Source organism: Planctopirus hydrillae (assembly GCF_001707835.1).
Lineage (GTDB): Bacteria > Planctomycetota > Planctomycetia > Planctomycetales > Planctomycetaceae > Planctopirus > Planctopirus hydrillae.
This window is the reverse complement of the sequence record NZ_LYDR01000151.1, coordinates 26,693-39,746: the sequence shown is the minus strand read 5'-3', so window position 1 is coordinate 39,746 and position 13,054 is coordinate 26,693. Positions and strand designations below refer to the sequence as shown.

Genomic DNA, 13,054 nt, shown 5'->3' with positions numbered 1-13,054 from the left:
TCGATCGACCAACGAGTTCCACCGACCAACGAGCAGAGATCTCTTTCCAGGCACAGGGTTTGCCTATTCTCACTGACCTGAGGCGGTTTTGTCGAGTGGATCGAAGCGGTAGGCCCGAATTCTCCAGGGGCCTTTGCCTTTGACAGACAGGCGGTACTCGCCCCCTTGGCCGATATAAACGCCGCTACCGGTGCGGATCGGCTTGCGGTGCATGGCGACGACTTCGTTCGATTTCCCCTCGGAATTCGTCCAGCGGATCATGTCCAGGACCGTAGCGTACTTATCGGGGCCATCAAAATCCCAGCGCAACTGCCAGTTGTCGGGCGCTTGAAAACTCTGGCTGCTTTCGAGACTTCCTTCCCCTTCAATCTCGAAAATCAATTGTTCTGGCTGAGGTAGAATCGGTTTTAACGTTCCGGCTGAAAGAGTGATGGCGACGACGACCGCAAACGACGCCATGGCCACACCGAAGGCGATCAGCAGTTTTTTGTTATTCGACATGCAAGGCATCCAGAATTCGAAGCCGCGATTCAAACCAGTGGGCGTGGCAAACTTCGATCAGTCGATCGATGTGGCGAATACTCATTCCGGAAATCCATGACGCGCTGAGAACCTGTCCAGCATGCTTGCTCAGAGCCGCAAGCATGGCACATACAGCGTTTTGAAAACCCGGATTTTGTACAGCGTCGTATTCTAGCCAAAACCTCTGGCGGCAGCGCTGACGAAGGGGGTTGATCCATGTGCGAATCACGACATCTCAATTCCAGACACCCTGAAACATGGCCTCGCACGGAATCACCCGACGGGTTTTGTCATCCACAAATCTTGTAATGCATCGGGGTCAGGTAACGGGTAGAGTGCCCGGGTCATCGCTACTGCCATTCCGGCTGGCGAATCTTTTCTCAGATATTCATGACGAGGTGAACGATGGGTCTCATCCAGGAATTCAAAGAGTTTGCCATGCGTGGCAATGTGATCGATATGGCTGTGGGGATCGTCACGGGAGCGGCCTTTACCAGTATTGTCACTTCGCTGGTGAAGAACATTATCACACCACCCATTGGAGCACTGCTTAAAGGGGCAGACTTCAGCAAGCTCTCGATCAACATTCCCGTTCCTGCAGTGGCAGCCGGGGAAGTGGCCTATGTCCCGATCAGCTATGGTCTGTTCCTGCAATCCGTCTTTGATTTTGTGATCATTGCCATGGTGCTGTTCATGGTGCTCAAGGGGATCAATTCACTGAAACGCAAACAGGCGGCGGAAGAGGCGGCACCACCCGTCCCAACCCGCGATCAGGAACTGCTGATGGAAATCCGCGATCTCCTCAAAGCCCAGTCGACCACGCGTGAGAACGAATAATCGCTGACGCCGCAAAGCCGGCTGGTTTGGGGAAGGGGAGAAGGCTGGAAGGAAAGAAGGGAGGAAGGCGGGAAGGGAGGAAAGGAAAAGGCAAATCCCGGGTGGCCCAGACGTGGCTTTGCACGTCTGGGTGACGGCAGTCACAAGAAACACTCCTTAGAACGCAGAATGGATGCGGTCGCGTGTATGAGCCATGCTTCCCAGAAACATTGGTGGGTTGGGCAAAGCCTTAACTCATCCTATATGGCTGCTGGCTCAACACCGAGAAAGGTAATTTGCTTACACCGCCAGTAAGATCTTGTCAGTTCGTCATGGAAGAAATAGGAGTCGGAGTCACTGAGGTAATCAATAAATGGCTCCTCGATCTTTAGGCCTCCCGCCCAATTCAGACGTACGTTCGAGACCTCCCGAAAGACAAGCGTGACAAGCATCTTGTCATGCCATCGGATTTGTGCCGTGATTTCTATGCCGGAAGGTTGTTGAAGAAATGTGACGGATTTGAATTGGTCGCACTCCAAAAGGCAAAAATCTGGAATATGATGTGTGACATCATGCAGCCATTTCATCTGTGGATCACTTTCTATGGCCAACCCAGAATCCCGCAACCCGGTGGCTCAGACGTGGCTTTGAATGTCTTGTTGGAGGAAGAGGACTGTGTGGCGAGAGTCACAAGCAGCACTCTGCATGGATCCGACCGAGTGTAAAATAGAATCTGTCTGCTCTTCCCACTCTTCGTGTTTTGGGGATTGCCGCGTGGATAGCTCCAGAAGGTGCTGAGACAATGAGTTCTGATTTCTTTGATTGGCCTCTGAAAGGTAACGAGATATCTACGACACTCCAAGGCGCGATCGGTATTCTATTTCTGGTCGCCGGGTGTTGGATCTCTGCGCTAAACTGGATGGTAGCATGGCAAGCATGGGTATTGAGGCAGCATACTCCCTCCTGGGTTCCGCTGATGGGAGGAACCCTGCTGGCTTCCGGGTTCTGGCTCTATCCACAGCTCGGATTGTCATCAGTCTGGTGGATAGGTTTCTTTTTGGATTATGGCTGTGTTCTAGGTTTTTTACTCACGATCATTGGATGGATTCTATTTCTTTTTCGCGCCGCTGAATAAGTCGAAGTGGAATACAATTCACTTGTGAAACAGCCGTGGCTTTGAACGTCTGGGTGATGAGATATGTTCTGGTGGATTACGCAGAGCCTTCATCCACCCTACAACGCTACTTTGATGTGTCATATCTTGTACGAAACAAGACGGAGAAAACCCTCACCCTGCCCTCTCCCACGAAGACGTGGGCGAGGGTTCCAGAGTGGTGCTTGCTGAACGCTGTCGAGGGTTCCAGAGGGTGGCTTGGGGGATTGCTTGCCAGCTTGCTACGGATTACTAGCGGGGGAGTTCGTCGAACTTGATCGCGGGCTTCTGGTCTGCGGTGGATTCGCGAGTAAAGATCTCGCCCACTTTGCCGGTCTCGTTAAAGAAGCCGCAGTTGGACATGAAAAACTGTGTCCCTTTGGCGCCGCCGTTGTAATCGAGCCGATGTCTGCCGCCGCCTGTGGGATCCACACTGAAGCGGGCCTGAGTGCATTCGTGCCACTGGCCATCGACATCGCAGACCCACACGTTTCCATACAGAGCCCCGCGGGTTTTATGCCCATAGCTGGGGTTAAAGTTCTCCAGGAAAGAGTGGAACCGCTTCAGATAGGTCTGAGTTTTCGGTCGTCGGAAGCTGGCCATGAGCTTCCAATCCTGCTTGTCTTTTTCGCAAAACCACGAGGTGTAAAGGGTGCTGTCCGGCCCATCAGGTTTCACTTCGGTCAGAAAGCTGTAAGTGACGTCTGCCTTCCAGGGATAGACCATAAAACTTTGTCCGCCCGAACCTTCATTGCCAAACTCACCCACGCGGACATTCGCTCCCGAAGCGAGTTTGACAATCCGTTGATCTTCGGGAATATCCTTCGGGTTATCGGTGCTAAAGGGACTCCAAATGGAAAAGAGCACTCGCCGCTCGTTGGGCCCGTTGACTTGAATACCGAAGTATCCTTCACCAAATCCATTGGCCATGAAGTACGAACCCATCGTATCCTGGCCAGCGGGCACAGTGAGTTCGCTGTAGCCGTACTGAGCCTTGATTTCTTTGGGCATCTGATACGTGAGATGAACCGAAGGCCCCCGGCGGCCCCAGTAGAACATATTCCCTTCGTTATTGCGGACATACTCGACCTTGAGCCCCGGTGTTTCGCTGGTCACGACAACATTGGCGATTTCTGCAAAGACTTTGCCCGCGCGTGCTTCGCCCTGGAGATCAACACGGACATACCCTGGCTCGGTGATTTTGAGCTTCCCGACCACATGGTTCTTAAGTTCGTTGCCGGTGAGCGTGATGTTCCATTTCTGGTCACCCGAAGAGACGAGCAGGCGTGAAGTTCCCTCGGGAATCAGTGCATTCAGTGACAATTCGACTTCGGCCGGCTGATCGACGCGAAAGTAGATGGAGTAACGGTCGCCGGCATTCGACCAGGAGAAGTTGCTGCCACGCCGGGAGATACGGACTTCATGCTCCGGGTCAATCGAATAGATGTTCCCCGCCACCGGGATTTGCCATTCGGAGGCCTGGGCCAAGGCCCCCACGTTGCTCCAGGTTCCTAGGGTACTCCAGGTGAGTAGAGCACAGCCCATTAGAAAACATCGCAGCACGGCATTTCTCCCCTTGAATTCGCTCATGGAAACCTGATGACGAAATCATGGGGCGAAAGCGCGCCAGGTGTCAACCATTCGGCCGACAGGAAGGGACATAAGATCAATTGTTTTGACTTTACGTGAGTGTTCGTTTTGAAAAGAAGATGGAGATTTTTCTTGTGCCAAAAGATTCATGGCGGTGGGAAGACGTTTACCAATCGCTTGGAATATAGAATTGAACGACAACGGCCACACAATCGATTCTGAAAATGCAGTCGATCAAAATCATCCAGTTATCGTCGATTATCGACGTACTATTTCCAAAGGACGTGAGATTCCCATTGGTCGATGAAGCCCATGGAACGTAAAGGAATCTTGGGGAACTCGTTCAGCAACCCCTTGAGACCCTGCCCCCATTGACTGTCGGGTGAGATCAGATTTAAGCAGTACTTAAGCATGGTGAGTACTATAAACACACGATTGTCCGGTAGTGGTTGCGCACTGGCACCAACTCCATGTCTCCATTGATGATCCTTATTGGGAACCATGGGTTTGACGCCCAATTCACGATTCCAAAGGCGACCGTGGTGTGCACAGACATTGCGAACCATATTCAGCGTCACAAGCCATGACACAAAAACGATATCAGAAAGCTTGTATCGCCTTGCGACGATCTTTTGGATGTCCCGGTGGCTAGCTCTGTAGAAAGTCAGCAGGTGGCCAAAAGTCATAACTTCGCATGCGGCCCAAATGGGAAGTGATCGATGATGTGAGCCGTACTTTGTCTTAAAGTGTTTGACAAAATCTTCGTGAGGCTTGCTTTTGGCCAAAGGCTCTTTCAGTGCTTCGAGCAGCCTTTCGCGATCTTCCTCACTTTGCACATTAGGCAGCGTACCAGTGTCATCTGCGTAGCCAAATGGGCCGTGCTTTTCAGCATGCAGGTATGTCAGGTTTGTCCGAATATCGACTTCAATGCGTTCGATCGCATCCATAACTAGGAGTCGTAACCTGCGGTCGAAAACATATCTCGACCAGATGTCATCGAAAGTGGTTCCGGGGATCAGGTCTTCACGGATGGGGTCGTTCGGGGAGCTTTTCTGGCGAAATGGTCGAACGTAAGCACTTATTCGGTAATAACTTACTGACTGAAGATGCTGAATGAGAATTTCACGATCTGCTTGCAAACCCCGTTGAATCAGAAGATCGGCTTGCTCTGAGAAGGTGAGAAATTTTTTCTCGTACTCCATTGTCAGGCCCGATGAATGGAGAGGATTCAATGTAAAAAATTACATCTGAAAACGAAAAGACCCTCCGAAGTGTGCATGCGTTGCCGCAGAGGCCCGGAGGGTATGCTGTATCGGAGATTATCGGTTTCTTGAAGCGTTGTCTAGAGTATACGTCGAAGATGTACTGGATGTTTGGAAAAGTGACTTATCTGGATACGCTTCTAACCTAATCGATTTTGGTGCGCAATTGTCAATTTTACCAGATGCGGTCTTGTGCACAATATCAAAGAAGCCTTGAGTTGTTTTGGTCACAGAAGGCCTTGCCATCCCAAGTTGCCCATAGAACTTATCTCATTGCCCCACAATGAGTTCTGTCTGGTACTTCATGAGGACCAGGCCATCTTTGGCGTGGCGGGCAAAAATCGAACGGAGATCAAGAAGCATATTGGCATGTCCCGGCTGGGCTTCCAGGGGCACATACGAGGCCGACATCAGCAGTCCTCTCAAATCTTCATAGGTGAGCCACCTTTCGTGGGCGACTTCGAAGGTTTGGTAGCTGCGTTTGCTGCCGGGTTGTCCATCACCGAAGAACTCTTTGAGACGCCGCTGGTCTCGATGAGAATCCCGGATGGCGGCGTAATCCCGGCCATAAGTACAGAGCAGTTGTTCGTACTCTTCAAGGAACTTTGAGCCCTGCGTTTGTCGATGATTCCAAATGAGCGCCACCCACCCTTGCGGTGTTCGAATTCTCCGAACTTCAAGGCGAGTCGCTGCAATGTTGAACCAGTGAAAAGCCTGGGCAGCAACCACCAGATCGATGGCAGCATCAGGCAAGGTCGTGGCTTCCGCAGTTCCTTCGACGATGTGAAAGCGAGCCTGGTCGCCGAAAAGCTCCTGAGCGGCCTGACGCATCGATCGATTGGGTTCGACAGCATAAACCTCGTTGCCATGCTCCAGAAAGAGCTGCGACGAAATTCCTGTTCCCGCACCGAGATCGGCCACCACCCACTGCGTGCTGAACCCTGTCACCTGCTGCAGAACCGATAGCACCTCTGGCGGATACCCGGGTCGATACTTGCGGTAGTTTTCGACGCGATTGGTGAATCGATTCAGGGAATCGGTCATGTCAAGTTTTCTTCTGAGATTACTGGCGGAAATGTTGGGTGAGTGGAACTGATGCAGCGATTGTAAGCTGAGACCTCAGGGGAATCGTAGGCGGTGGCCTGCGGATTCTCATGCAGAATCAGCGCGAGGGGCTGTTCACAGGTCGGGCGGGGACTTTATGATCTCATCTTGCCGGTCGATTGCTCCGTGATTGTCGACAGGTCGCTTGCTCCCTTCTTCGACTGCTTTCTGAAAGCCATGTTGCCATGTCATCGTCTGCTTGCCGAACTCTGCCTGAGGATTTTCGCGCCGGGTGCTGCCTCCGGAAGGTGGCCATGGTCGTGGTGTGCCTGGTCTCTGGTTCGATGATTGAGGGCTCGATGATCCAGAGCGGGATGAGCGTAGGGTCGCTGAGTCTGCAGGCTTCAGATTTGAATCTCACGCGGATCTCGGGGACATGGCAGGTCGATTCGGCCACAACCGATGTGCTGCGTTCGACCGTCCTCCCTTACAAAGATTACCTGATCAAGATTGATGGAAACAAAGTTCGGATTGAAAAGCCAGATTCGATTCTGCCCGTCGCGACTTTAGGGCTGCGTGTGAAGCCGGGTCGTTTGCTCGATGAGCCGATGCAGTTCGACTTGTACGATGCGGATAACAAGCATGTCTATCAGGGCATTTACCGGCTGAAGGGGTCACAACTCGAGTTATGCCTGGCCCCGTATGGAAAAACAGCAGTGGATGACAACCGACCCGAAAACTTTATCCCCAAAACGGGCGATGGTGCAACACTCGTCCGTCTGCACTGGGTGAGAAGATAAGTAGGCGTGAGACGGTAAGCCGGGAATTCGACGGCTGACTATTTGATACAACTCAGCGTCGATATTCGTAAACTAACGGCCCGGCACGAAAGGGTTACCGAGCCTGGTGCATTTCGTCGGAACTGCATGCACCCTACATGAGGAAATGCAGGTTCACCACTGCGTTTTGCAGAGTGTTTCGAGTGACCGTTGTCCCCCAGGCTTTCAAAGCGACGTTTGAGCCACCCAGTCTATGGTTATGCGGGAGACTGTATTGCCCCTTCTCCCGTTCCGACGGGAGAAGGTTGGGATGAGGGGCTGTGTTTTGATTTTTGGGGCTCCCGGGTCGTGCCGCCCAAGGCCGTATGAATCCTTGTGGGGCAGGGCATGCGCAGGGCGCGGCTTCTTGTCGTTGTGCTAAGCCACAACGACCCGGCCACGAGTTGGCCGGGCCGCCCAACCTCCAACCTCCAACCTCCAACCTCCAACCTCCAACTTCCAACAGCCAACAGCCAACAGCCAACAGCCAACAGCCAGCGCACAGCGGGAAAATGGTGAAGTTGATTGGGCGGAGGGTGGGTTCGTGGCAGGAATGGTGGGCGGGGTCTAAACTGGTGGCTCTGGTTCAGGACTTTGTGATCATTGATTCACCCTCTTTCAGTTGGTTTGATTCATTATGCCTCGTTATGACGCCGCCCGCATTGAACGCAAATGGCAGGACTATTGGGACCAGCATGCTACTTTCCGTACGGAAATGGATGTTTCGAAGCCCAAAATGTATGTCCTCGACATGTTTCCTTATCCCTCGGGAGATGGGCTGCATGTGGGACATCCCGAAGGATACACCGCGACCGATATCACCTGCCGGTTTGCCCGCATGCGGGGGAAAAATGTCCTCCACCCCATGGGCTGGGATGCGTTTGGTCTGCCGGCTGAGCAGTATGCCGTCGAAACGGGGACGCATCCCCGGATTACGACCCAAAAGAATATCGACACTTTCAGAAAACAGCTCAAAAGCCTGGGCTTCAGCTACGACTGGGAACGCGAACTCGCGACAACCGATCCAGATTACGTCCGCTGGACACAGTGGATCTTTCTCCAGCTCTTTGACACATGGTACGACGAAACCTGCACGTGGACAGGGCCGGATGGCAAGGTGCGAACCGGTCGCGGCCGCCCGATCAGCGAATTGCCCATCCCTGCGGAAGTCAAGACTCAGGGAGAGCGGGCTGTCCGCAAGTATCAGGATGGGTACCGACTGGCCTATATTCATGAAGCTCCAGTCAACTGGTGCCCCGCTTTGGGAACCGTGCTCGCCAATGAAGAGGTGACTGCCGACGGCAAAAGCGACCGGGGAAATCATCCCGTTGAGCGGCGAAACCTCAAGCAGTGGATGCTGCGGATTACGGCTTATGCCGAGCGACTCATTGGTGAGCTCGAAGAAGTCAACTGGCCGGAATCCATCAAGCTGCTGCAAAGGAACTGGATTGGTCGCAGTGAAGGGGCGGAAGTTGATTTTGTGATTGATCCGGCCAGTTGGCGAGGGAAATCGGCCGCTAGTGGGGAAAAACTCCGGGTCTATACCACCCGGCCCGATACGCTCTTTGGGGCGACTTACATGGTGCTGGCCCCCGAACATCCGCTGGTCGATTCCATCACCCGTGAAGATCGTGTCGCCGATGTGGCGGCCTATCGCCAGAAAACAGCTCTCAAGAGCGACCTCGACCGGACAGATCTCGCCAAGGAAAAATCGGGCGTCTTTACCGGTGGCTACGCCCTCAATCCCGTCAACGGCGAGAAAATCCCGGTCTGGATTGCTGACTATGTCCTCATGAGCTACGGCACCGGCGCGATCATGGCCGTCCCCGCACATGACGAGCGCGACCTCGAATTTGCCACCTTGTTTGGTATTCCGGTGATTCCTGTGGTTTCTCCGCCTGAGGCACCTGGCGAAGGCTTGATTGGCTTCACGGGGGCTGGGATTGCAGTCAATTCCGGGCCGTACTCAGGCCTCACGACAGACGAGGTGAAGGCACAGATCGTCGCCGATCTGGCGGCCAGGGGAATCGCCAAGAAGGCCGTCAACTATCGTCTTCGCGACTGGCTCTTCAGTCGCCAGCGTTACTGGGGCGAGCCATTCCCCATCTGGCACGAACTGGATGCTCAAGGCGAGCCCACGGGGATGGTGCGGGCTGTCAGCGCGAGTGAATTGCCAGTCAAGCTCCCCGAGATGGAAGACTTCAAGCCGACGGGCACGCCGGAGCCATTGCTTTCGAAAGCCCCTGCCGATTGGCTCTACGCGACGGCAGCCGATGGTACGAAGCTCAAGCGGGAAACGAACAGCATGCCCCAATGGGCGGGGAGCTGCTGGTACTATCTGCGGTTCTGCGACAATAAAAACAGCGACCGGTTTATCGACCCTGAGAAGGAGAAGTACTGGCTGCCGGTCGATCTCTACATTGGTGGTGCCGAGCATGCCGTGCTGCATCTGCTCTATTCGCGATTCTGGCACAAGGTGCTCTTTGATCGCGGGCATGTGACCCATGCCGAGCCATTCCAGCGATTGGTGAATCAGGGGATGATTCTGGGTGATTTAGAATTCGTCGCCTTTCAGAACCCGACAGGTGAGTTTGTCACGGCGAAGGGGATCGATGTCAATCGCTATATTGACGCCCATGGGCAAACCGTTATCCCTGTGAAGCTCAAGGCGGACGATGTCGAGAAGCAAGGGGATAGTTTTGTTCTCAAGAGCGATCCGCAGATTGTGGTCGATGCCCGTTCGTTCAAAATGTCGAAAGCCCGGCGAAACGTGATCAACCCTGATCAGGTTGTCGAGCAATATGGAGCCGATTCGTTGCGGTTGTATGAGATGTTCATGGGGCCGCTGGAAGCGACCAAGCCGTGGAGCATGTCGGGTGTCGAAGGGATTTATCGCTTCCTGGGACGCGTGTGGCGACTGATTGTCGATGATCAGCTTGACCAGGTGGTGGTGAATTCGAAGGTGCAGAATGTCGAGCCGACCCCTGCACAGAATCGGATCTTGCACAAGACCATCAAGGCGGTGACAGAGGACATCGAACGATTGTCGTTCAATACAGCGATCAGCCGGATGATGGAGTTTGTGAACGAGTTCACTGCTGCTGATGTACGGCCCCAAATCGCGATGGAAAAGTTTGTGCTGCTCATTTCGCCGATGGCACCACACATTGCCGAAGAGTTGTGGCAAGTGCTGGGGCATGAGAAATCGCTGGCCTATGAGCCGTGGCCAGAGTTCGATGAGACGTTACTGGAAGAAGCCACAATCGAGATCCCCGTGCAGGTGAATGGCAAGGTTCGCGGCAAGATCACGATTGCCAAGGATGCCACGGCAGAAGTCGTTGAAGCGGCAGCCGCCAGTGACCCGCACGTGAGCAGTCAACTGGAAGGGAAGACGATTGTGAAGAAAGTCTACGTCCCCGGCCGGATGATGAATTTCGTGGTGAAGTAACGCTGGTTGAACAAGCAGGAGTTCTTACCCCTTCTCCCGTTCTGACGGGAGAAGGCCGGGATGAGGGTGAGTTCGAGCGTATTTGGTGGGCGATTAACGTGAGACGCCATCGCAGTGTGCTCTTGCTTTCCGGCTACTGAGAGACAATCGGCGCCCCTGCGAAACTCTGGTCGCTGTTACGCATCGATTGGCAAGACCCTCACCCGGCACTCCGTGCCACCCTCTCCCACGAAGACGCGGGCGAGGGTTTTTCTCCTTCTCCCGTTCTGACGGGAGAAGGCCGGGATGAGGGCGAGCTCGAACGTATGGAGCTAGCGATCAACAGGCGGCTTCATCGCGTGATGTTTTTCATCTCTGGCAAAGAGCAGTCCATCGGCGCCCCTGCGGCAGTCCTTGTGATTGAGGTATATCGAACGGCAAGACCCTCACCCGGCACTCCGTGCCACCCTCTACCACGAAGACGCGGGCGAGGGTTTTTCTCCTTCTCCCGTTCTGACGGGAGAAGGCCGGGATGAGGGTGAGTTCGAGCGTATTTGGTGGACGATTAACGTGAGACCCCATCGCAGCGTTGCTCTTGAACTTTGGCTACTGGCAGTCAATTGGCGTCCCTGTGAAACTCAGGTGACTGTTACACATCGATTGGCAAGACCCTCACCCGGCACTCCGTGCCACCCTCTCCCACGAGGACGCGGACGAGGGTTTTTGAGACGGTTCCGCCCAGGGAAGAGTTGTGGTTGAACGACTGGCCTCCATCCGCTCCCCCCGCCCCGCTTCTTGTAATTCGCGTTCTGGCAGCGGAAGCCCCGAACGTGGGTAAACAACTGGCCTCCATCCGCTGCCCCCAGCCCCGTAAGGGGCGCAACAGGGGGTGATAGGGTGAGGGGGCAGGAAAGTCTCTGCCCGAAAAATCACGGTTGTTCGGGAGGCCTGCCCAATGCGCCCTGTTGTTCATGAATCGATGGAAGTGAATGTTCCCCAGCAGGGAAGTTCTGGAGAAAAGGAACAGCTTTGCGGAAGTGCGCGGTTCGCGCTGGCGGCGAGTGATGCGGGGGAGATTGCCCGCACCGTCGCGATTGCCGGTGGGTCGGCAGCACTGGTGGCGCTCCTCGAGATTCTCAGCTCGTTCCACTTTGGCACCTGGAACGCCTTCTTTACCGCTCTGTTCACCGTCGTCATTCGACTGGTGCAGCAATGGAGTTCTGATACACGCCGCGTGACACACCCCTGGCACGATTGATCCCGCGTGATCGTCGGCGAGTTGTCGTCCACCGGGCCATCAACCTGTGCCCGTTTCTTTCGTTAAGCCGCTGTTTTCGTGGGGTGCTCTCAGCATGTTCACTCGTCTGGTGCTTGTTCGTGGTTTGTCGGTTGTGGCAGTCATTTCGTGTCTGGCTGGTGGCTGGCATGTCGCGCAAATGGTTACCGGGATGGCAGAGCGCTCGCTCGGCAACTATCTGCTGACTGTGTTTCCGTGGGTGGCGGCGATCGCGCTCTGGCCCCTTATTCGCTGGTTGAAGACTGAGAAGCCAGGACCAGTTGCTGAAGAACGCGATGTCAAAATGGCCTCCTTCGAACCCGTCGTGCAGTCACTGGATCTTCTGCATCACTACTTCCCGGCTGCTTCACCGGCTCAAGATCAGCTTCTGGAACTGGCAAAAGCTGCCATGGCTCAGCGTTACAACAACCGCCAGAGATCCGCGACAGCCAGAAAATCAGGACGCGCTGCCGTGCGATGACCCAGGCCTTCGTCCACGGCTTCCTGAATCTCTGGTCTCATCTCCGTTTCCTTTCTCAGAGAACCTGTCTCATGGTCTTTCGACGTTGTTTTCGTGTAGGGCGGGTGCAGAGTACTGCCGCCGCTGGATGGTTCGAAGCCGTTCCTTCGAAGTGTGAGAGTCGACGCGCCCGACTCTCGCATCTGTTGCCGCGTGTTCCCACCATGGGGTTTCCCTTCTCCCCCGGGCCTGCCTGTGCCCCGACACGCGTGCTTCCAGCGACAGCCCGATGCTGGATTGTCGGTCTGATGGGAGGTTTTCTCCTCGCTTCCTTCGCTGGCTGCCTGACACCCGCCCTGCACGATGAACACACGCGTCCCGAAGTTCCGCTGGCTGTTGATGGAGAGCTGGCCCGAGAAGCATTGCGAACTTATGCCGTCGGTCTGCAGCAGGTCTTTAACGAAGCGAGCCAGCGGTCAGAACTTCGCCCGTCTGAGCTGCACGAAGATCTCAGTGCACGCATTTCGACCATCCGGCGTGCTGCCTTCGCACCGATTGATGCCCGGCTCGAAGAAGTGATGAATCGCCAGCCACTCGATGAGCTTCAGGCCCGCAACCTGTTGAAAGAACTTTCTCAAGGTTTTGCGGCTGCGATCCCCTGAGTGAAGTGAGTTTCTGCGTCACAA

At 54.5% G+C, this 13,054-nt stretch carries 11 protein-coding genes; 7 read left to right on the top strand and 4 right to left on the bottom strand.

The annotated features are described in order from the left end of the window. Positions 1 to 69: 69 nt before the first annotated feature. Positions 70 to 501, bottom strand: coding sequence for a hypothetical protein (locus tag A6X21_RS18670; protein ID WP_068851071.1), 432 nt, complete (start codon positions 499 to 501; stop codon positions 70 to 72). 426 nt (positions 502 to 927) lie between these two features. Between A6X21_RS18670 and mscL the strand changes: the two genes are divergently transcribed. Together mscL and A6X21_RS18650 are read left to right on the top strand one after the other, a co-directional pair. Further along, complete coding sequence (gene mscL, locus A6X21_RS18665; RefSeq protein WP_068851068.1) at positions 928 to 1,359, top strand: large-conductance mechanosensitive channel protein MscL; 432 nt, start codon at positions 928 to 930, stop codon at positions 1,357 to 1,359. Positions 1,360 to 2,140: 781 nt separating this feature from the next. Beyond that, on the top strand, positions 2,141 to 2,473 hold the full coding sequence (locus A6X21_RS18650) for a hypothetical protein (RefSeq protein ID WP_068851059.1): 333 nt from the start codon (positions 2,141 to 2,143) through the stop codon (positions 2,471 to 2,473). Between the two features lie 270 nt (positions 2,474 to 2,743). On the opposite strand, the gene A6X21_RS18645 is transcribed toward A6X21_RS18650, so the two are convergent. The 3 genes from A6X21_RS18645 to A6X21_RS18635 form a co-directional block, all read right to left on the bottom strand. Further along, positions 2,744 to 4,081, bottom strand: a complete 1,338-nt coding sequence (locus A6X21_RS18645) for a DUF3472 domain-containing protein (RefSeq protein WP_083233730.1) — start codon at positions 4,079 to 4,081, stop codon at positions 2,744 to 2,746. 269 nt (positions 4,082 to 4,350) lie between these two features. Further along, entirely contained in the window at positions 4,351 to 5,283 is a 933-nt protein-coding gene (locus tag A6X21_RS18640) for an Abi family protein (protein WP_068851056.1), read from the bottom strand. 330 nt (positions 5,284 to 5,613) lie between these two features. Further along, positions 5,614 to 6,387 carry a class I SAM-dependent methyltransferase gene (locus tag A6X21_RS18635; RefSeq protein ID WP_068851053.1) on the bottom strand — a complete coding sequence of 258 codons (774 nt, stop codon included), beginning with the start codon at positions 6,385 to 6,387 and terminating at the stop codon, positions 5,614 to 5,616. A gap of 314 nt (positions 6,388 to 6,701) precedes the next feature. On the opposite strand from A6X21_RS18635, the gene A6X21_RS18630 reads away from it, so the two are divergent. The 5 genes from A6X21_RS18630 to A6X21_RS18610 all read left to right on the top strand — a co-directional run bounded on the left by A6X21_RS18630 (position 6,702) and on the right by A6X21_RS18610 (position 13,030). Further along, positions 6,702 to 7,187: a hypothetical protein gene (locus tag A6X21_RS18630; protein WP_131818437.1), complete on the top strand. Its 486-nt coding sequence runs from the start codon at positions 6,702 to 6,704 to the stop codon at positions 7,185 to 7,187. A 655-nt stretch (positions 7,188 to 7,842) separates the two neighbouring features. Further along, positions 7,843 to 10,653, top strand: coding sequence for a leucine--tRNA ligase (leuS, locus tag A6X21_RS18625; RefSeq protein WP_068851047.1), 2,811 nt, complete (start codon positions 7,843 to 7,845; stop codon positions 10,651 to 10,653). Positions 10,654 to 11,587: 934 nt separating this feature from the next. Further along, a complete protein-coding gene (locus A6X21_RS18620) occupies positions 11,588 to 11,890 on the top strand; it encodes a hypothetical protein (RefSeq protein ID WP_068851044.1) in 303 nt (100 codons plus the stop codon). A gap of 94 nt (positions 11,891 to 11,984) precedes the next feature. After that, complete coding sequence (locus A6X21_RS18615; RefSeq protein ID WP_131818436.1) at positions 11,985 to 12,389, top strand: hypothetical protein; 405 nt, start codon at positions 11,985 to 11,987, stop codon at positions 12,387 to 12,389. Positions 12,390 to 12,460: 71 nt separating this feature from the next. Next, the gene (locus tag A6X21_RS18610) at positions 12,461 to 13,030 is read left to right on the top strand and encodes a hypothetical protein (RefSeq protein WP_131818435.1); all 570 of its coding nucleotides are present in this window, start codon (positions 12,461 to 12,463) and stop codon (positions 13,028 to 13,030) included. Positions 13,031 to 13,054: the final 24 nt, after the last annotated feature.